The organism is Vibrio sp. EJY3, assembly GCF_000241385.1.
In the GTDB taxonomy this organism is placed as follows: Bacteria; Pseudomonadota; Gammaproteobacteria; order Enterobacterales; family Vibrionaceae; genus Vibrio; species Vibrio natriegens.
The window spans coordinates 975,792-994,202 of record NC_016613.1; the positions used below are offsets into that span (position 1 = coordinate 975,792).

The following is an 18,411-nucleotide window of genomic DNA, read 5'->3' on the forward strand; positions in this document are numbered from 1 at the left end:
ACACTGAATCATAATTACGCTTCATTCTAGAGAATAAAAGCATAAGGTTCAGTATGGTCAAGACTGCGTTAATAGCGGCAGTTCTGCTACAAATAGGCATCTCACTAAACAGTGAAGGATTAGCTCGTTCTTTAGCTGAACTGACGGCATTCCTCATCGCGATCGCTTTAGTTTTTACTCACAAGCAACGAAGTGATCGTGCGTCAGGTGGAACTGAGTCAGAAAGCGTTTAATTAATATTTTCTACGGTTGATTGGATCAGTGAATCAACAACCATATCAGTGATGATACGGAAACTAAAACCCACAAACTGACACCAAATAGCAATGGCTTAGCACCAGCAGACTTCAGCTTAGAAACGGAAATACTGCATCCTATCAAGAATAAGCACACCACCAATGCCTGCTTGGCAACGGTAAAGATACCGTGATAGAGCATCTCGAATTGAGGTAAAAAGTCACTGAACGCAATGGCCGCGCAATACCAAAAAATAAAGTAAGGAATCGCAATCTTACTTGAACCATCTTCTCCATTATCTCGCGAGAAAATCACAGCACTAATTAATGCAACCGGAATGATCCAAAGCGCGCGAGCTAATTTGAGGGTCGTTGCTGTGGTAAGCGCTTCCTCACCATAAGCCGATGCGGCGCCGACCACAGAAGAGGTGTCATGAATGGCAATGGCTGCCCATGTGCCAAACGTATGTTGGTCTAGTTCCAGCGCATGGCCAATTACGGGGAATACGAATAGGGCGACCGAGTTTAGGACGAATACAGTTGCCAGTGCCAAACCAATCTGTTCATCTTTGGCTCTAATCGCGGGGGCAACGGCTGCGATAGCACTGCCACCACAAATCGCAGTGCCGGAAGAAATTAAGTACGCCGTCGTTGTTTCAAGTTTAATGGCTTTGGCAATGAGCGAACCGATCACCAATGTACCGAGTATGGTAGCGATGATAAGACCAATACCATCAGACGTAACCGCCAGAGCCTGCTCGAAATTAATCCCAAACCCTAAACCGATAATGGAATAAGACAGTAGCTTTTTGGTGAAAGACGCGATCGGCAGTTCGCCTGGCACAAAGCCAAAGCTAGCCAGTAAAAAGCCAATAACCAGCGCGATAGGTGAGGATACAAAAGGGGTCAGGCAAAACAGCAGCGCCAATCCAAAAAGAAGATACTTTTTATTCAAGGTTTATTATTCGTTATTGTTTGTGAAAGTGTGAGTATATCGCATCACTTATGGTCAGTTTGTCTTAATGATTTGAACACATGTTCAGTTATCCTAAACATGTGTTCAAATGAATAGATTCAACGGGGCTTATCAGCGCCAATCACCGCGTAATTCTCGCACCTTCTCAAACATCAATTGAGCCGTTGCGTCGTTTGGCTGGACTGGCGAGCCTGCTTCTATTTCCAGCTTCGACCAGAATCTGGTTGGAAGCCCTTTACAAGCTCTGCCTTTGCATCGGCTAAAGTAACTACCCCAAAGCCCTTTTAATGCTACTGGAATAACAGGGACTGGACTGCGGCGCAGAATAATATCAATACCGCGCATGAACTCTTGGATCTCGCCGTCAGAGGTCAGCTTACCTTCCGGGAAAATACACACGATATCGCCTTCGGCTAATGCTTGTTCGACGTCATTGAACGCTCTTCGGATTGAATTTCGATTACTGGCTGAAATAGGTATCACACCCGTTCGGCGCAAGAAGCCACGTATCGGCGTCAGGTTGGCGTAATCTTCTTCCATTACAAAGCGAATGAGGCGAGGGCATACCGCACTTAAAAGTAATGCGTCCATATAACTGACGTGATTACACACAATCAAGGCACCGCCGCTTTCTGGCAAATGATGCAGGTTCTTGTGTTTGACTCGGTAAATAGTGTGAGTCAGCATCCAAACAACAAAACGGACGACGAAGATAGGTACCTGCATAAACAGGTACACAGTGACAAGGAGGTTGAGTACTGCAAGTAACGCAAACAACTGCGGAATCGTCATTTCAATCACGCTTAAGCAGACAATGCCTAACACCGCGCTACCGACCATAAAGAACGAGTTAAAGATGTTGAGCCCAGCAATGACCTGAGCACGTTCGGTTTCTTTTGCTCGGTGCTGCATTAACGCGTAAAGAGGAACAATGAATAACCCGCCTGATGCACCAATCATCAATAGATAGAAAAACAGAAGCCAGTAATCCTGGAAGGCGATGAATTCACTAAAAGTTTGAAATTGAGGTAAGTCGCCTGGAATCGAGGTCGCCATCAAGTAACCGAATATTGTGATGCCCAGCGCGCCAATTGGCACGATGCCGACTTCAATTCGGTGATTGGAAATCCAGTTACAAAGCAATGACCCAAGCGCAATACCGATTGAAAAGAGGGCAAGTAAGAAGGAAACCGCGCTCTCTGTGCCGCTCAGATACACTTTCGTAAAGTTTGGAAATTGGGTTAGGTAAGCAGCACCCAGAAACCAGAACCAACTGATCGCCATAATACATTGAAAGACTACCCGATCAGACTTACAGATCGAGAGGGTGTGCTTAGTTTGTTGATATGGTTGCCAGCGGAAGGTCAGGTTCGGTGCACTAGCGGCTGAAAATGGGATAAAACGACTCGATAAATAACCGAGCAGCGCAAATAGCACCACACAAAATGCTGCGAGGTATTTGGCATTCTCTGATGAGGCAATAATTCCGGCTCCCAGAGTCCCAATCAGAATCGCGATAAAGGTACCGGCTTCGACTAAGGCGTTACCCGGAACCAATTCTTTGTCATTCAGGTTTTGTGGCAGCAGAGCGTACTTTACCGGGCCAAAAAATGCGGACTGAGTGCCCATCAAAAACAGCAGCAGTAATAACACGCCATAACTTTCGGTAATAAAGCCAATGGCGCCCAAAGCCATTATTGCAATTTCAAATAACTTTACCTTGCGGATAAACCAGGACTTTTCGTACTTGTCTGCTAACACACCTGCTGAGGCTGAAAACAGAAAGAAAGGAAGAATGAATAAACCCGCGGCTAAATTGATGAACAGGTTGCTGGAAATAGGTAAGGCACCCGCACCAGCAAAGGCGACAAAAAGCAGTAAAACGTTCTTAAAAATGTTGTCATTGAAAGCGCCGAAAAACTGAGAAATGAAATAAGGCAGGAACTTTCTTTGTCTAAGTAAGGAGGGATGTCTGTCCGATGACATGTCGAATCCTTTATTACCAGTTATTGAGGTAGTTAGATAGCAGGTTACTTATTAAAACTTTACCGTCCACTGGTTCACTCGAGAAAAATTTATCATCTACGCTGAGTAGGGTAATGCCATGTACGCCAGACCACAACACACGACTGGCTTGAATTACTTCAGAGTCTGTGCGGTGAGGCGCAATTTCCGCGAGAAGTGACTCTAATATCCCTGTCATACCATCAATGCGTTTTGCTTGCCATTCAGGGAGCTCTGCGCCGTTCATGTTATGCTCGAATACTAATTGCCATCGGTATGGATGTTTAAGGGCAAAATCGTGGTAACAATAGGCCAGTTCAAACAGTGCTTCGTTTGCGTTTTTACAATCACTTGTCGCTTTTCTTGACTCCTGGGATAACTCATCCAGAGTCTGAGCTACAACATGTAAAAGTAGTAAGTTGTAGTTACCGAAAATGTTAACTAATGTACTTGGCACGTAACCGATCATGTTAGCGATCTTACGAAGACTAAGCTCGTGATAAGAGTTCTCTTCTAAAAAATCTTTAACGGTTGCTAAGGTTAGGTTTATTAACTCTTCTCTGGTGTGATCGTTTCTGCGCGCCATACTTCAAACTGCTTTATTGAACATTGTTCAATATGATAGTCGGCTAGTTATTCACCGTCAATAAATCCTGTATCCAAATGAGCATAACGAGAGGTGGATTTGTCTGTTGTTACTGATACTTGCATAAGAAATGATCAGCGAGTGTAACTTTGGCAATATTCTGATACATGTCAGACGGGTTAGATTGTTTTAATGAGCATGCATACGGAGTATGATGATTCAACACTCATCTTTGACGTGCCACTATCTGAACACTAGAACTGATGATTCAGTTGGGCACATTCTTGGATAACTATCGTCAATTGTAAGGATAACGATGAAACGCATATTTTCGATTGTTGCTCTGCTAATGTTCACCGTTGCTGTAACACCTATTGCAGAAGCGAAAAAGTTTGGTGGTGGTAAGTCTTTTGGTAAGAGCTACAAGACTGCGCCTGCGCCAACACAGAAGCAAACAACAAACACGAGTACCGTCGGTAAAGATCAAACCGCCAAATCTTCAAGCAAGAAAGGCTTGATGGGTGGTTTACTCGGAGGTCTTTTAGCTGGTGGCCTTCTGGCAGCATTCTTTGGTGGTGCTTTTGAAGGTATCCAATTTATGGATATCCTTATTATTGGCTTGATTGCCTTCCTAATCTTTAAACTGATGCGAGGCATGTTGGCTGCGAAGCAGGGCAGTATGAATCAGCATCGTCAGCAGCCTGCATTTGGTGGTAACAGCTCGAAGTTCGAACAGCCGAACACTCAAAATTTTGAGCAGCAGCCAAACGTAAATGCTGGTGGTTTTGGTGGCTTCGGTGCACAAAGTGACGTTCCACATAACTTTCCTCCGGGCTTTGACCAGGCAGGATTTGTGAATGGTGCTCGCGAACACTACCGAATCCTACAAGGCGCGTGGAACCATAACCAGCTAGAAACGATTGAAGAATATGTTTCTCCGAGCTTACTTGATGATCTAAAAGCAGAGCGCGCGAAACTGGATGGCGAACAACATACTGATGTGATGTACGTTGATGCAGAGATTGTTCGTGCGGATTACGACGCAAACAAAGCTGAGCTTAGCTTGCAGTTTAGTGGCCGTTACCGCGATGCTGTCGAAGGTATCGAAGAAGATATCACTGATATCTGGCACCTTGAACGTGATCTAACGGTACCTAACGCACCTTGGCTGATTGTTGGTATTCAAGGTTAACCTTCAATAGCGATCAATTTAGTATCAATAAAATCCCGCTTTTATAGCGGGATTTTTTGTACCTGAAAGTTACCATTAAGTTTTGGTGGGCAGTCTAGTAATACCAGTACCAGAAAAACTCTCATTCATGTGTTTGGTTACTCTTGGTGTTAGCCACGTTAGACCTTTGTAATGCGATAAACTCGTTACTGCAATTTACACCTTGTTCTCAATGCTTCTTCTAGCTCAATAACTTGCTGTTATTTTGGACTATGAGTATTAGCCACAGGGGGATAAATAACCGTCTGTTACTTTGTATTTAGCTGTGTTGAAGGAGCTCAGTATCTGAATGAGCAGTGAGAAGGTGAATGAAGGGAAATAACGTTTATAAGTCTGTAGGTTAACGAGGGGCAAAACGAAAAAAGCCAGCTCAATGAGCTGGCTTTTCAATATGGTGGAGGGGGACGGATTCGAACCATCGAAGGCAGTGCCGGCAGATTTACAGTCTGCTCCCTTTGGCCACTCGGGAACCCCTCCAGGGTATTTTTATACTTAAAAAATGATTTCCCAACACATCGTTCAAGTTGTTCTAACGTTTAAAAGGAATAAACATCAGAAGAAATATGGTGGAGGGGGACGGATTCGAACCATCGAAGGCAGTGCCGGCAGATTTACAGTCTGCTCCCTTTGGCCACTCGGGAACCCCTCCAGGGTGTTTTATACTTAAAAGATGATTTCCCAACACATCGTTCAAGTTGTTCTAACGTTTAAAAGGAATAAACATCAGAAGAAATATGGTGGAGGGGGACGGATTCGAACCATCGAAGGCAGTGCCGGCAGATTTACAGTCTGCTCCCTTTGGCCACTCGGGAACCCCTCCAGGGTATTTTTATACTTAGAAGCTGTTTTCCCAACTCATCTCCCAAGTGCGGAGCGAATCATAGCAAACTCGCTCCGACTGTAAAGTATTTTTCTTGCGTTTATACGTCGAATGCTGTCTTTTTATGCAAAGATGCCAGAAAGTCAGCGTTTTGTTTGTCATTTATACAGAATAAATCCTCATTTCTTCCGGAATTTACACTACTTGACGTTGAGGCTCGTAACTATTGATAAACTGTATGAAGTTTAATGACCTAAGTTTATTCGCTAATTGACTAAGAATATGAATATGAAAGCCACTTTATCCTTATCTGTTTTAACGCTTTCTCTATTATTGGCATCGCAAACTACTTTAGCAGCGCAGCGCGGCCCAACTGCTGTTACGGTTGTGACAGAGCAAGTAGAAACGCATGAAATCAACCAGTCTTTATCTCTTATTGGTAAATTAGAAGCTGCAGAGTCTGTAGTTGTTGCTTCTGAGGTTTCCGGAAAAGTCGAGCAAATTGCCGTAAAAGCGAATCAGAATGTCCAACAAGGGCAATTGTTGATTAAGTTAAATGATGACAAAGCAAGAGCAGCGCTTGTTGAGGCTCAGGCATACCTTAAAGATGAGCAACGTAAGCTCAAAGAGTTTCAGCGATTAGTCGCACGAAATGCAATTACGCCGACGGAAATTGATGCTCAGAAAGCCAGTGTTCAAATTGCAGATGCTCGCTTAGATGCTGCAAAAGCTAACCTTGCCGATCTCCATATTTCTGCACCATTCTCCGGGACTGTTGGATTTATTGATTTCAGCCGAGGAAAAATGGTCAGTGCGGGTACTGAACTTTTAACGCTGGATGATCTTTCGGTGATGGAATTAGACCTGCAGGTACCAGAACGATATTTGTCGAAGCTTTCTGTTGGTATGGAGGTCCAAGCCAAGACAAGCGCATGGGGTGATCAAACTTTTATCGGTAAAGTGACAGGTATTGATACTCGTATTAGCACTGCGACATTGAATTTACGTGTTCGTATTCAGTTTGATAATCCGGAAAATCGCTTGAAGCCGGGAATGCTGGTGAATGCATCTTTAGCGTTTCCAGCCATTGAAGCGCCGATTATCCCAGTACAGGCATTGGAATATTCTGGTACCAAGCGATACGTATACGTCATTGATGAAAACAACAAAGCCACACGTACAGAGGTGCTGCTTGGCGCTCGCGTGGACAACGAAGTTGTGATTGAGTCAGGCGTAAAAGTCGGTGACAAGATCGTGGTGCAAGGCATCGTTAACATGCGTGATGGTGTTCAGGTCGAAGAAATCGTCGCTCCGCTCAAGTCGCCAAAAATGACGTCTACTAATCAGAGCAACGATTCGGATAAGGAAGAAAACTAATGTTACTTTCTGACATTTCCGTAAAACGCCCTATCGCGTCATTGGTATTGAGTATGCTGCTTTGCGTGTTTGGCTTTGTGTCATTCAGCAAACTTTCTGTACGCGAAATGCCAGATATCGAAAGCCCTGTCGTGTCAATTACGACACGTTACGAAGGGGCTTCCGCCACAATCATCGAGAGCCAGATTACGTCGGTTCTGGAAGATCAGCTTTCCGGTATCAGTGGCATTGATGAAATCAGTTCGACAACACGTAACAGCTCCTCACGAATCACCATCACCTTTGACCTCGGGTATGATCTCAACACTGGTGTCAGCGATGTACGTGATGCGGTTGCCCGAGCTCAGCGTTCATTACCTGACGAAGCAGATGACCCAATTGTTTATAAGAACAATGGTTCTGGCGAGGCTTCTCTTTATATCAACCTTAGTTCGTCAGAAATGGATCGCACCCAACTGACGGATTATGCAGAGCGCGTGTTGATGGATCGCTTCAGTTTGATTTCTGGGGTGAGTTCCATCGATCTTTCTGGTGGTTTGTACAAAGTGATGTACGTAAAGCTGAAACCAGATCTTATGGCTGGTCGAGCAGTGACGGCTTCGGATATTACCACCGCATTGCGTAATGAAAACCTCGAGAGTCCGGGTGGGGAAGTGCGAAATGATTCTACCGTCATGTCGGTACGCACTGCGCGAACTTATAAAACGCCAGAAGACTTTCAGTACCTAGTTGTTAAGCGCGCGAGTAATGGCACGCCAATTTACCTGAAAGATGTCGCGGATGTCTTTATCGGCGCAGAAAACGAAAACTCGACGTTTAAAAGTGATGGTGTGGTAAACATCAGTTTAGGAGTGGTACCTCAGTCGGATGCTAACCCGCTGGAGGTGGCTGAACGCGTTCGTTCTGAAGTGGATAATATCCAGAAATTCTTACCGGAAGGTACTCGCCTTGCGATTGACTATGATGCGACGGTGTTTATCGAGCGCTCTATAGAAGAAGTGTATAGCACGCTGTTTATTACCGGCGGTCTGGTGATTCTGGTGCTGTATATCTTTATTGGTCAGGCTCGAGCGACGTTAATACCAGCGGTGACGGTGCCAGTCTCGTTGATCTCGTCTTTCATCGCCGCGTATTACTTCGGTTTCTCTATCAACTTGATCACGCTAATGGCGTTGATTCTATCCATCGGTCTGGTGGTCGATGACGCCATTGTGGTCGTGGAGAATATCTTCCACCACATAGAGCGGGGAGAGTCTCCGTTGCTTGCCGCCTATAAAGGGACTCGAGAAGTTGGCTTTGCGGTTGTCGCAACTACGTTCGTTCTTGTGATGGTATTCCTGCCAATCTCCTTTATGGATGGCATGGTTGGCTTGCTGTTTACCGAATTTTCAGTATTGCTGGCGATGTCGGTGATTTTTTCTTCGCTGATAGCACTGACGTTGACGCCAGTATTGGGCAGTCAGATTCTAAAAGCGAACGTCAAACCAAATCGTTTCAATGAAACCGTCGATCGAATGTTCGCCAAGCTTGAGGCTGGTTATCGCGGTGCATTAAAAGGCGCGTTAAAAGTGCGTTGGATTGCGCCTTTGGTTATCTTAGCTTGTATGGGCGGAAGCTATGTTCTGATGAATCAGGTTCCTGCGCAGTTGACGCCGCAAGAAGACAGGGGGGTGATTTTTGCCTTTGTTCGTGGTGCCGATGCGACTTCGTACAACCGAATGTCCGCGAACATGGATATTGTCGAAGACCGACTAATGCCTTTATTAGGACAAGGGTTCCTTAAATCATTCAGTATCCAAACCCCGGCATTTGGAGGTCAGGCGGGTGACCAAACGGGTTTTGTCATCATGATTCTGGAAGATTGGAACGAGCGAAACATCACTGCTCAACAGGCTTTAGGTCAAGTGCGTGGCGCGTTAGCCGGAATTCCAGACGTGCGTGTGTTCCCATTCATGCCTGGTTTCCGCGGCGGATCAAGCGAACCCGTTCAGTTTGTGTTGGGCGGCTCAGATTATGATGAGCTGCTGGTCTGGGCTGAAGCACTGAAAAACAAAGCGGAAGAGTCACCAATGATGGAAGGCGCAGAGATTGACTACTCTGAGAAGACGCCAGAACTATTAGTGACCGTCGATAGACAGCGTGCAGCGGAACTCGGTGTCAGCGTGAAAGACATCTCTGATACGCTTGAAATTATGTTAGGCGGTAAAAGCGAGACAACGTATGTCGATCGCGGCGAAGAATACGACGTGTATCTGCGCGGTGACGAGAATAGCTTTAACAATGCGGCAGATCTAAGCCAGATCTACTTGCGCACCAATAGTGGTGAGCTAGTGACGCTTGATACGGTTACCAAAATAGAGGAGGTGGCCGCTTCCATTCGTCTGTCTCACTACAACAAGCAAAAATCAATCACCATTACGGCGAACTTGTCAGAAGGCTATACCTTAGGTGAAGCGCTGAACTTCCTTGACCAAGAAGCGATTGATTCTCTACCGGGAGATATCTCAGTAAGTTACTCTGGCGAGTCAAAAGACTTTAAAGAGAATCAGTCCAGCGTAGCGGTTGTTTTTGCACTGGCCTTGCTGGTTGCCTATCTCGTACTGGCGGCTCAGTTTGAGAGTTTCGTCAACCCATTGGTGGTGATGTTTACCGTTCCAATGGGGGTATTTGGTGGCTTCTTGGGCTTAATCGTAATGAGCCAGGGCATGAACATTTACAGCCAGATTGGTATGGTCATGTTGATTGGTATGGTGACGAAAAACGGCATCTTGATCGTTGAATTCGCTAACCAGCTTCGTGACCGTGGGGTTGAGTTTGAAAATGCCATCATTGATGCGGCAGCTCGCCGTTTGCGTCCAATCTTGATGACGGCATTTACTACTCTAGCTGGTGCTATCCCATTGATTTCGTCAACAGGGGCGGGTTATGAAAGCCGAGTCGCGGTTGGTACGGTGATTTTCTTTGGTATGGGCTTCGCGACAATGGTTACTCTATTCGTTATTCCGGCAATGTACCGATTGATTGCAGCGAATACGCGCGCACCAGGTCATGTTGAAGCGGAACTCAATAAGGCACTGAGTCAGGACACCAAAGGACGTATTGCTCACCCTTAGAAAGACTAAGTTGTTGATGACAAAAAGCACCGATTGATTTTCCATTCGGTGCTTTTTTGTTTTGTCTAAACCCGTTTTGCGTATGACGCAATGGTGTTTTTGGTAACTTGGCGTTACCCTGTGTGACGAATCATTTTTACAATAATAGGGCTTGTTGCTCACGCTTTAGCGCTGGATGCGATTACGCTACGCCAACATATGCCGGCAGCAGCAAGTAAAATAGTCGAGAAGGAAAGTAAAGTGGCTGAATTTAAATACAAAAATCTTACGCAAGAAGAGCAAGATAAACTTGATGCAGCGACATTCCGTCGTCTTTTAGCCCACTTAGATGCAAATAAAGACGTACAGAATATTGACCTAATGATCCTCGCGGGTTTCTGCCGTAACTGCTTTAGTAAGTGGTACACCGCAGAGGCAGAAAAACTGGGTGTCGACTTAGACATCGATGATGCTCGTGAGCGTGTTTACGGTATGACTTACGATGAGTGGAAGCAAAACCACCAACCAGCAGCGACACCAGAGCAGCTAGCGGCTTTTGAAGCACGTCAGAAAAAATAGCGCTATAAACGGACATTTATAGATAACAGCCCGCATCGTGCGGGCTGTTTTGTTTTTCCTATCTCGTTTTAGACTCTTTAGGCGACGACCGGCTCACAGCATGCAGGCTCAACACAGCCTTTCGCCTGAATAATTTCGAGCTGGGTTAGATAAGGCTGAATATCGCCGATGTTTGTCTTAACCCATTCCATATTGAAGTAAGTATCCAAATAGCGGTCACCAGAATCACACAGCAGGGTCACGATAGATCCCGTCTCACCACGCAGCTTCATCTCACAAGCAAGCTGAAGCACCGCATACAGGTTGGTTCCCGTAGAAGCACCTACCTTGCGACCGATCAAGTGAGAAACCCAGTGTGCGGTAGCCACGCTTGCCGTATCTGGTATTTTGCGCATTTCATCGACCACGCCAGCGATAAAGCTTGGCTCTACCCGAGGGCGACCAATGCCTTCAATTTTGCTTCCGCTCTCGCACTTCAAATTCGAATTTCCGGACTGGAAAGCGTCATAGAACACCGAATTTTCAGGGTCAGCAACGCACAATTTCGTCTCATATTTTTGGTAACGGATAAATCGACCTATGGTTGCCGATGTGCCACCCGTACCCGGACTCATTACCACCCAACTTGGAATGGGATGGTCTTCTAATTTCATTTGGCTAAAGATGGAGTTTGCAATGTTATTGTTCCCACGCCAGTCAGTTGCACGTTCCGCATAGGTGAACTGATCCATGTAGTGTCCGTTTAACTCTTTTGCGAGGCGTCGGGACTCGTCATAGATTTGATCTGAGCGTTCGACTAAATGGGCTTTACCACCATAAAACTCGATTTGTTCTATTTTTTTTCGGGCCGTACTTTTTGGCATAACGGCAATAAATGGCAGGCCAAGCAGACGCGCGAAGTAGGCTTCAGATACAGCAGTGCTTCCTGAAGAGGCTTCAATGACGGTAGTCTCAGGGCCAATCCAGCCATTGCAAATCGCATACAGGAAAAGAGAACGCGCTAAACGGTGTTTTAATGAACCAGTAGGGTGTGTGCTCTCATCTTTTAAGTAGATATCGATACCATCAAGAGAAGGAAGGTCGAGTTTAAACAGATGAGTGTCTGCAGAGCGTTGAAAATCCGCTTCAATTTTACGTACTGCATTGTTGATCCACTGGTGGTCAGTACACATAGCGTCTCTCCTTGAAAGTGATAAATTAGGTTTTGTTTGAAAATAATTTACCTATAATCTGGGAGAAAAACTTTGCTATATTTGTTTTATGATGTTTATTTTGTAGAAATAAATTCTCTTTAAATTAGTCTTTATGGAAAATAATTTAGATAAAATTGACAAGCAGTTACTTGCTTTACTCCAGACCGACGGAACACTGTCTTTAAACGAATTGGCTGAACGGGTTAACCTCACCACAACGCCATGTTGGAAGCGCCTTAAGAAACTAGAGGACGATGGATTCATTGAAAAGCGAGTCGCTCTGTTAAGTGCGGAAAAACTGGATCTGTCGTTCATTGCGTTTGTGCAACTTAAGACCATCGATCACTCTGAAGAGTGGTATCACCATTTTGTCACTACGGTGAGTGATTTCCCCGAAGTCATGGAATTCTATCGAATGGCGGGTGAGTACGATTACATGATGAAAGTGCTGGTCAAAGACATGAAGTGCTTTGATAAGTTTTATAAGCGTTTGGTTAATAGTGTGAAAGGGCTTTCAAATGTGACCTCTACGTTTGCCATGGAGTCGATCAAGTACACCACAGAGCTCCCGATTGGCCGTATTTAATCAACGGTAATCAGTTACTAAAAAGGAGCGCGAGCCGCTCCTTTGTCGTATTTAAAAGCCAATCTATTTCGTGTAACGCATCACGCCTTCTTGAACCGCTGTTGCGACCAGGTGACCTTGTTGGTTGTAGATTTCTCCGCGAACCAGTCCACGAGTGTGGCTCGCGGTTGGGCTTTCTATAGCGTAAAGCAACCATTCATCCATCTTAAACGGGCGATGGAACCAGATAGAATGGTCGATGGTTGCCACCTGGAAGTTTGGAGTCATTAAAGAAACACCATGTGGATGTAACGCAGTGACTAGGAAGCCCCAATCCGACGCGTACGCCAACAAGTACTGGTGGATCAGCTGGTTGTCTGGCATCTCACCATTAGCGCGAATCCAAAGGTATTGTTTAGGCTCGGCTTTGGTGGGCTTTAGCGGATTGATCACCGTGACAGGGCGCATCTCAATCGGTTTTTCACCGCAAAACGTTTTACGCAATCTTTCAGGAAGGTATTCCACGATATGGCTTGCCAGTTCACTTTCGGAAGGAAAGTTTTCTGGGCCCGGAATATCCGGCATGGTTTTCTGATGCTCGAAACCCGGCTGATCACTGTGATAGGAAGCCGTCAGATAGAAAATAGGGCGGCCATTTTGAATCGCTTTAACCCGGCGGGTACTAAAACTGCGTCCATCGCGCAGGTTCTCCACGTCGTAAATAATCGGTTTTTCAGAATCGCCCGGATAGAGAAAGTAGCTATGAAATGAGTGTACAGTGCGTGTCTCTTCTACGGTGTAACGAGCGGCAGAAAGTGCCTGTCCAATCACCTGACCACCATACACTTGAGGTAAACCTAAGTTCTCGCTTTGTCCGCGGAACAAGCCTTCTTCTAATTGTTCGAGTTGTAGCAGGCTGAGCAACTCTCTTAGTGGTTTACTCATTGTGTCTCCTCACCGTGTGTGTTGAACATCAAGTTAACCCATTTCCCACAGGTCTGTGAAGTGGATCTTAAACTACTAAGAGTATACCTTGTAACAAATATGAAACAAAATCAAATGGTTGGTATCTCTTGAGTTCGTCAAACTATTGTTAAATCAAGTAACTAATCAAAGACAGCCTCGTGATTCGGCCGTATACTTACCTTGGCTTAATATTCATCCTGAGGAATATATGAAAAAAACACTATTGCTTGTTACATCTTTATTTTTTGGTGCTGCTCTTGTGGGTTGCCAAACTTCTCAAACAACAGAAGTGGATTCTGCTGAGGTGTCAATGAAGACCATTACAGGTACAGTGGCTTACCGTGAACGTATTGCTTTACCGCCAAACGCTTTGGTTAGCGTATCTCTAGAAGATGTGTCGCTTGCGGATGCACCATCAAAAGTCCTCGCTAAGCAAACCTTTAACACTGAAGGTAAACAAGTTCCTATTGCTTTTGAACTTAGCTACGACAGCAATGAAATTCAAGCGAAGCACAGATACAGCGTTCGTGCTCGTATTGAAGTTGACGGTAAGTTGCGTTTCATCAGCGATACCCATCACGCGGTTATTACTGATGAAGCACAAACTCATCAGGTAGACATCCGATTGGTTGGTGTTCGTTAATTTACGTTCGACAAGAGAACCAAGCGAAAAAAGATGGCAGCTTTAGTTAAGGCTGCCATTTGTATTTTCTGAGCGATACTTTTCCAATTTCAGACACTTCGATCCCTTCTGCTTCAAGCTTGGCTTTTTGCCTATCCAGATCCCGACCTTTTAATGAAATCTTGCCTTGGCTGTTGATGACTCTAAACCATGGGAGTTTGCTGCCTTCAGGTAAGTTACCTAATGCTTTACCAACATGCCGAGCGTAGCCGGGATAACCTGCCATTTTTGCGATCTCCCCGTAAGTCGAGACTTTCCCAGATGGAATTTGGTGAATCACAGCAAAGATTTGCGCTAAGAATTGGTCCATACTCAAAGTGTCCGTTGTGGATTGCCAAGGAATGGTAATACAGACGGCCAGTATTTCGCCATTAGTTATTGACGCGTGTAGCACCCCAGTTTTTCGCGTTTGAACGCCGTTACATTTTTGCAGCGCAGTAACGATATTGGTGAACTCTGTGAGATTCAAAATGATGTCTAGACCCACTTAACGACGAACGAGTTCGTGCCTTATTTGTCGTTGAGTTCCAAAGTTGGTGGGGAAGCCAGGAGGCGCTATGATTTTTTCTACAATCCAGTTTTTTATCACGATTCTACTCGCGGTAGTGTGTGCCAGAGCAATGAGTTTAAGTGGCGGTGAACTCCCTGTTCTCGCTCTCATGATCCCTGCATTATGGCTACTCCCTCAAGGCGGACTAGCGGGTTTAGTACTGCTTGGTGCCATGATGGCATACGGAGCCACACTCTCGATGCAGCCCATCGCGTTATCTATTGGGGTGTTAATTCTATTCCCACTGTTAATGGTGGTGTTCTCTCATCGTAGTTCTCTTGGTGTATTACTCACCACCGGGTTAATTGTATTGACCTTGCAAGTCGGCATTATGGTCACCCAGCAGGGTGGGAAATTGGCAGGTTCAGCATCAGTAACCGTTGTGCAGACGCTTGCTGTCATCGTCATGTGGTGGGCAATTACTCATTGGAAGGCTTCGAATAAGCACAGCTGGTGGCCATTGCTGTTGTTATTACCTCTGTGGGTGGCAGATTTAACCTATGCCGCATTGGTTGCACTCTGTCTGACCGGTATGCTTGCCTCAATGGAGACACTGACAAAGATAAAGCAATCCATTCACTGGAGTAAGCTGCTTTGTTGGACGCTTCCGACAGTTGGTTTTGCCGCGTTGGTTGTCAGCCCTGCGACCGATGTGCCTAAGCCCGTTTTTGTTGTTTGGATCTGTTTATTGGGTACGGCGTGGATGACGGATTACATCCTGCGCAGCGGTGATGAGCAAGCAGAGCTGTAGGTTCTCAGTAGATCCTAGATTGACCGAGTTTTGTTCAAACGATCGCTAATTGGTGAAATTAAAGGTTTTTGCCCTTGCATTATGAGGTCCGATACTGAATAATCGCCCCATCGTTTGAGGCAAGCCCTCAACAAAAGAATTATGGGGCTCTGGTCCTCTCGCAACAATAGCTCGTGAACTCGGTCAGGTCCGGAAGGAAGCAGCCGCAGCGTGTGACTTGTGTGCCGGGATGTGGCTGGGGTCCCACCCATTGAAAAGCCTGCAGTGTTTAAATACATTGCAGGCTTTTTTCGTTTTTGCTTCTTGCAACGTTGAATCGTTTAATGATCTTCAACTAACTGACTACGTAACCACGATGTGAATGCCTTGAAACGTGGGCGTTCTTCCATTCCTTTCGGGCAAATAAGTAAGTACTTCATGTCGGCTGGAATAACACCAAACGGTGCAATAAGTTCACCACTATCAAGATAAGGCTGAATGAGCGCGACGCGTCCCATGCCTACGCCCATATGGTATTTAACCGCAGATACCGCCATCTCACCATGGTTGAAGACATAGTAATTGGCGTTTGGGGTAATCGGTTCTGTTTGCTGTTTGAGCCAATGTTGCCATTCAAAATCGTAATTGGCTGAATCAATAGACTCTGTGCAATGGATTAAATTGGCGTTAGCTAAGCTACTCACTTGGTCCGTAATCTTATGCTTTTCTGCGTATAACGGCGTGCAAACAGGAGTAAGGTACTCTTCAAACAGCATTTCGTTATGCATATCAGATTGGGGTTCGCGGCTGTAGTAGATAGCTAAATCCACTGGCTCGTGATTAAAGTCCAGATAGCTGGCTTTTACCCTGATTTTTAAGTTCAGATTAGGATAGCGAGCCTGAAAATTGGCCAGTTTAGGTAAAAGCCATGACTGAGCAAACGTTGGTGCGACCCCGATATATAGCTCTCCGGTGAGCTCATTAAAGCGAATATCATCAATGTCAGAAAAGATGGTAGAAAAAGATCCGCTTACTGTTTCGTATAGTCGTTTTCCTTCCTCCGTCAGTTCCAGCTTTCTGGTCAGCCGGATAAATAGCTTGAAGCCTAACTGCTGCTCTAGTTGTTTAATTCTCTGACTTACCGCTCCCTGAGTTAAGTGCAACTCTTCGGCCGCGTTGGTAAAGCTTAAACACTTTGCGGCCACGTTGAAGGTATACAGGTTTGAGACGACATGCTGTTTGTTTTCCATCTTGCTCTTATCTATTAGTTCAGCTAATTCATACTGTACTCGAATTGAGTTGTTACGATCAAAATATTCCTTTTTAATTAGCTTGTCTTATGTGATTTTAATTGTCAGTTTCAAGGAGCAAGCTATGTCTTTTCGTTTTCCCGATGAATTTCTGTGGGGTGGGGCAACGGCCGCAAACCAAATTGAAGGTGCGTATAATGCGGATGGTAAGGGACTGTCGACATCCGATATACAACCCTTTGGATCGTTCGGGGAACTAAAGCACCGACAGGATGGTGACTTTAATATCAAAGACATTGCTATTGATTTTTATCACCGTTACCCACAAGACATTGCGCTGTTCTCTGAACTTGGGTTTACGTGTTTTCGCCTTTCGATTGCCTGGAGCCGAATCTTTCCCAAGGGTGATGAATTAGAGCCTAATGAGTTGGGGCTGGCTTATTACGACAAAATTTTTGATGAGCTCGAAAAGCACGGCATTACACCAGTCGTTACGCTATCTCACTATGAAATGCCTCTGCATTTGGCTGAGAAATATCACGGCTGGACAAGCAGAGAACTCATCGGCTTCTTTGAGCGTTACGCTACCGCGGTATTCTCCCGATTTGGACACCGTGTTAAGTACTGGCTGACATTCAATGAAATCAATGCCACATTACATGAGTCGTTCACGGGGGCCGGAATTCCACGCGGCAGTGATGCTCAGGCTCTTTACCAAGGAATACATCACCAGTTGGTGGCCAGTGCAAAAGCAGTCAAAGTCTGTCATGAGCTGCTGCCAGATGCCAAGATCGGTAATATGATGTTAGGCGCAATTCAGTATGCATTAACCAGCCATCCGGATGATGTGTTTGAAGCAATGCAACAGAACCGCGAATGGCTATTTTTCGGAGACGTACAAAGCCGTGGTTACTACCCGGGCTATATGATGCGTAAATTCAAAGAAATGGGCGTTGTTCTTAATATCACGGATGAAGATAAAAAGGCGTTAAAAGAGACCGTCGATTTTATCTCATTCAGTTACTACATGACGGGTTGTGTCAGTGTTCAGAACGAAAACCTAGAGATGACGGATCAGGAAGCTTTCAAAATGGGAAGCAATCCGTATCTGGAGTCAACGGATTGGGGATGGCAAATCGACCCTAAAGGATTGCGTATTGTTTTGAACTTACTTTATGACCGATACCAAAAGCCATTGTTCATCGTAGAAAACGGTCTTGGTGCGGCAGATACCGTCAATGAAAATGGAGAGATTGAGGATGATTACCGAATTCAGTATCTCAATGACCATTTGTATCAGGTTGGTGAAGCGCTTCAGGATGGGGTCGAAATAATGGGTTACACCTGCTGGGGCCCGATTGATTTAGTCAGTGCTTCAACCGCACAGATGTCAAAACGCTACGGCCTGATTTATGTAGACCGTGATAACGACGGTCAAGGCACGTTAAATCGTTTAAAGAAAAAGAGTTTTTACTGGTATCAAAATGTGATTCAAACCAATGGTGAAGCGCTGACTCCACCAAAGGCATAGTATGAGTTACAGGGGGCTTCGGTCGTGATTGCGCAGCTGAAGC

General features: G+C 45.3%; 16 protein-coding genes, 3 tRNA genes and 1 other RNA gene. 10 read left to right on the forward strand and 10 right to left on the reverse strand.

Features of this window, described 5'->3' with window-relative positions:
* Positions 1 to 53: 53 nt before the first annotated feature.
* Positions 54 to 233, forward strand: coding sequence for a hypothetical protein (locus VEJY3_RS04465; protein ID WP_014231237.1), 180 nt, complete (start codon positions 54 to 56; stop codon positions 231 to 233).
* 25 nt (positions 234 to 258) lie between these two features.
* Here VEJY3_RS04465 and VEJY3_RS04470 read toward each other — a convergent pair whose 3' ends face one another.
* The 3 genes from VEJY3_RS04470 to VEJY3_RS04480 all read right to left on the reverse strand — a co-directional run bounded on the left by VEJY3_RS04470 (position 259) and on the right by VEJY3_RS04480 (position 3,802).
* Positions 259 to 1,164: a putative sulfate exporter family transporter gene (locus VEJY3_RS04470; protein WP_162470575.1), complete on the reverse strand. Its 906-nt coding sequence runs from the start codon at positions 1,162 to 1,164 to the stop codon at positions 259 to 261.
* 159 nt (positions 1,165 to 1,323) lie between these two features.
* Positions 1,324 to 3,198 (reverse strand): MFS transporter, encoded by a 1,875-nt coding sequence (locus tag VEJY3_RS04475; RefSeq protein ID WP_014231239.1) that lies wholly within the window; start codon positions 3,196 to 3,198, stop codon positions 1,324 to 1,326.
* Between the two features lie 13 nt (positions 3,199 to 3,211).
* Positions 3,212 to 3,802 carry a TetR/AcrR family transcriptional regulator gene (locus VEJY3_RS04480; protein ID WP_014231240.1) on the reverse strand — a complete coding sequence of 197 codons (591 nt, stop codon included), beginning with the start codon at positions 3,800 to 3,802 and terminating at the stop codon, positions 3,212 to 3,214.
* 316 nt (positions 3,803 to 4,118) lie between these two features.
* On the opposite strand from VEJY3_RS04480, the gene VEJY3_RS04485 reads away from it, so the two are divergent.
* On the forward strand, positions 4,119 to 4,994 hold the full coding sequence (locus VEJY3_RS04485; protein ID WP_014231241.1) for a Tim44 domain-containing protein: 876 nt from the start codon (positions 4,119 to 4,121) through the stop codon (positions 4,992 to 4,994).
* 431 nt (positions 4,995 to 5,425) lie between these two features.
* On the opposite strand, the gene VEJY3_RS04490 is transcribed toward VEJY3_RS04485, so the two are convergent.
* The 3 genes from VEJY3_RS04490 to VEJY3_RS04500 all read right to left on the reverse strand — a co-directional run bounded on the left by VEJY3_RS04490 (position 5,426) and on the right by VEJY3_RS04500 (position 5,853).
* A tRNA-Tyr gene (locus tag VEJY3_RS04490) sits at positions 5,426 to 5,510 on the reverse strand.
* Positions 5,511 to 5,597: 87 nt separating this feature from the next.
* Positions 5,598 to 5,682 (reverse strand) — tRNA-Tyr (locus VEJY3_RS04495).
* Positions 5,683 to 5,768: 86 nt separating this feature from the next.
* A tRNA-Tyr gene (locus tag VEJY3_RS04500) sits at positions 5,769 to 5,853 on the reverse strand.
* Positions 5,854 to 6,135: 282 nt separating this feature from the next.
* Between VEJY3_RS04500 and VEJY3_RS04505 the strand changes: the two genes are divergently transcribed.
* The 3 genes from VEJY3_RS04505 (at position 6,136) to VEJY3_RS04515 (ending at position 10,901) form a co-directional block, all read left to right on the forward strand.
* Positions 6,136 to 7,230, forward strand: a complete 1,095-nt coding sequence (locus VEJY3_RS04505) for an efflux RND transporter periplasmic adaptor subunit (protein WP_086027119.1) — start codon at positions 6,136 to 6,138, stop codon at positions 7,228 to 7,230.
* Entirely contained in the window at positions 7,230 to 10,343 is a 3,114-nt protein-coding gene (gene vmeF, locus VEJY3_RS04510) for a multidrug efflux RND transporter permease subunit VmeF (RefSeq protein WP_014231243.1), read from the forward strand. Before VEJY3_RS04505 ends, vmeF begins: the two co-directional genes overlap by 1 nt.
* 240 nt (positions 10,344 to 10,583) lie before the next feature.
* Positions 10,584 to 10,901, forward strand: a complete 318-nt coding sequence (locus VEJY3_RS04515) for a DUF1244 domain-containing protein (RefSeq protein WP_014231244.1) — start codon at positions 10,584 to 10,586, stop codon at positions 10,899 to 10,901.
* A 77-nt stretch (positions 10,902 to 10,978) separates the two neighbouring features.
* Here the strand turns inward: VEJY3_RS04515 and VEJY3_RS04520 are convergent, their stop codons facing one another.
* Positions 10,979 to 12,073 carry a PLP-dependent cysteine synthase family protein gene (locus tag VEJY3_RS04520; protein ID WP_014231245.1) on the reverse strand — a complete coding sequence of 365 codons (1,095 nt, stop codon included), beginning with the start codon at positions 12,071 to 12,073 and terminating at the stop codon, positions 10,979 to 10,981.
* A 133-nt stretch (positions 12,074 to 12,206) separates the two neighbouring features.
* On the opposite strand from VEJY3_RS04520, the gene VEJY3_RS04525 reads away from it, so the two are divergent.
* Positions 12,207 to 12,680: an Lrp/AsnC family transcriptional regulator gene (locus VEJY3_RS04525; protein WP_014231246.1), complete on the forward strand. Its 474-nt coding sequence runs from the start codon at positions 12,207 to 12,209 to the stop codon at positions 12,678 to 12,680.
* 63 nt (positions 12,681 to 12,743) lie between these two features.
* On the opposite strand, the gene tesB is transcribed toward VEJY3_RS04525, so the two are convergent.
* Complete coding sequence (tesB, locus tag VEJY3_RS04530) at positions 12,744 to 13,604, reverse strand: acyl-CoA thioesterase II (protein ID WP_014231247.1); 861 nt, start codon at positions 13,602 to 13,604, stop codon at positions 12,744 to 12,746.
* 229 nt (positions 13,605 to 13,833) lie between these two features.
* Between tesB and VEJY3_RS04535 the strand changes: the two genes are divergently transcribed.
* A complete protein-coding gene (locus tag VEJY3_RS04535) occupies positions 13,834 to 14,268 on the forward strand; it encodes a YbaY family lipoprotein (RefSeq protein WP_014231248.1) in 435 nt (144 codons plus the stop codon).
* 46 nt (positions 14,269 to 14,314) lie between these two features.
* On the opposite strand, the gene VEJY3_RS04540 is transcribed toward VEJY3_RS04535, so the two are convergent.
* Entirely contained in the window at positions 14,315 to 14,617 is a 303-nt protein-coding gene (locus tag VEJY3_RS04540) for a DNA base-flipping protein (protein WP_014231249.1), read from the reverse strand.
* Positions 14,618 to 14,864: 247 nt separating this feature from the next.
* Here VEJY3_RS04540 and VEJY3_RS04545 point away from each other — a divergent pair, with 247 nt between their 5' ends.
* Together VEJY3_RS04545 and ffs are read left to right on the forward strand one after the other, a co-directional pair.
* Complete coding sequence (locus VEJY3_RS04545) at positions 14,865 to 15,608, forward strand: hypothetical protein (RefSeq protein WP_014231250.1); 744 nt, start codon at positions 14,865 to 14,867, stop codon at positions 15,606 to 15,608.
* A 147-nt stretch (positions 15,609 to 15,755) separates the two neighbouring features.
* Positions 15,756 to 15,852, forward strand: an RNA gene (gene ffs, locus VEJY3_RS24575) — signal recognition particle sRNA small type.
* 76 nt (positions 15,853 to 15,928) lie between these two features.
* Here the strand turns inward: ffs and VEJY3_RS04550 are convergent.
* Positions 15,929 to 16,837, reverse strand: a complete 909-nt coding sequence (locus VEJY3_RS04550; RefSeq protein WP_014231251.1) for a LysR substrate-binding domain-containing protein — start codon at positions 16,835 to 16,837, stop codon at positions 15,929 to 15,931.
* A 124-nt stretch (positions 16,838 to 16,961) separates the two neighbouring features.
* Between VEJY3_RS04550 and VEJY3_RS04555 the strand changes: the two genes are divergently transcribed.
* Entirely contained in the window at positions 16,962 to 18,368 is a 1,407-nt protein-coding gene (locus VEJY3_RS04555; protein WP_014231252.1) for a glycoside hydrolase family 1 protein, read from the forward strand.
* Positions 18,369 to 18,411: the final 43 nt, after the last annotated feature.

Bases quoted from the DNA above. Each gene is read 5' to 3' on its own strand.
- VEJY3_RS04540 (WP_014231249.1), bottom strand. From the start codon at position 14,617: ATGGACCAATTCTTAGCGCAAATCTTTGCTGTGATTCACCAAATTCCA.
- VEJY3_RS04465 (WP_014231237.1), top strand. From the start codon at position 54: ATGGTCAAGACTGCGTTAATAGCGGCAGTTCTGCTACAAATAGGCATC.
- vmeF (WP_014231243.1), top strand. From the start codon at position 7,230: ATGTTACTTTCTGACATTTCCGTAAAACGCCCTATCGCGTCATTGGTA.
- VEJY3_RS04485 (WP_014231241.1), top strand. From the start codon at position 4,119: ATGAAACGCATATTTTCGATTGTTGCTCTGCTAATGTTCACCGTTGCT.
- VEJY3_RS04535 (WP_014231248.1), top strand. From the start codon at position 13,834: ATGAAAAAAACACTATTGCTTGTTACATCTTTATTTTTTGGTGCTGCT.
- VEJY3_RS04545 (WP_014231250.1), top strand. From the start codon at position 14,865: ATGATTTTTTCTACAATCCAGTTTTTTATCACGATTCTACTCGCGGTA.
- VEJY3_RS04525 (WP_014231246.1), top strand. From the start codon at position 12,207: ATGGAAAATAATTTAGATAAAATTGACAAGCAGTTACTTGCTTTACTC.
- VEJY3_RS04520 (WP_014231245.1), bottom strand. From the start codon at position 12,073: ATGTGTACTGACCACCAGTGGATCAACAATGCAGTACGTAAAATTGAA.
- VEJY3_RS04555 (WP_014231252.1), top strand. From the start codon at position 16,962: ATGTCTTTTCGTTTTCCCGATGAATTTCTGTGGGGTGGGGCAACGGCC.
- VEJY3_RS04505 (WP_086027119.1), top strand. From the start codon at position 6,136: ATGAATATGAAAGCCACTTTATCCTTATCTGTTTTAACGCTTTCTCTA.
- VEJY3_RS04475 (WP_014231239.1), bottom strand. From the start codon at position 3,198: ATGTCATCGGACAGACATCCCTCCTTACTTAGACAAAGAAAGTTCCTG.
- tesB (WP_014231247.1), bottom strand. From the start codon at position 13,604: ATGAGTAAACCACTAAGAGAGTTGCTCAGCCTGCTACAACTCGAACAA.
- VEJY3_RS04550 (WP_014231251.1), bottom strand. From the start codon at position 16,837: ATGGAAAACAAACAGCATGTCGTCTCAAACCTGTATACCTTCAACGTG.
- VEJY3_RS04480 (WP_014231240.1), bottom strand. From the start codon at position 3,802: ATGGCGCGCAGAAACGATCACACCAGAGAAGAGTTAATAAACCTAACC.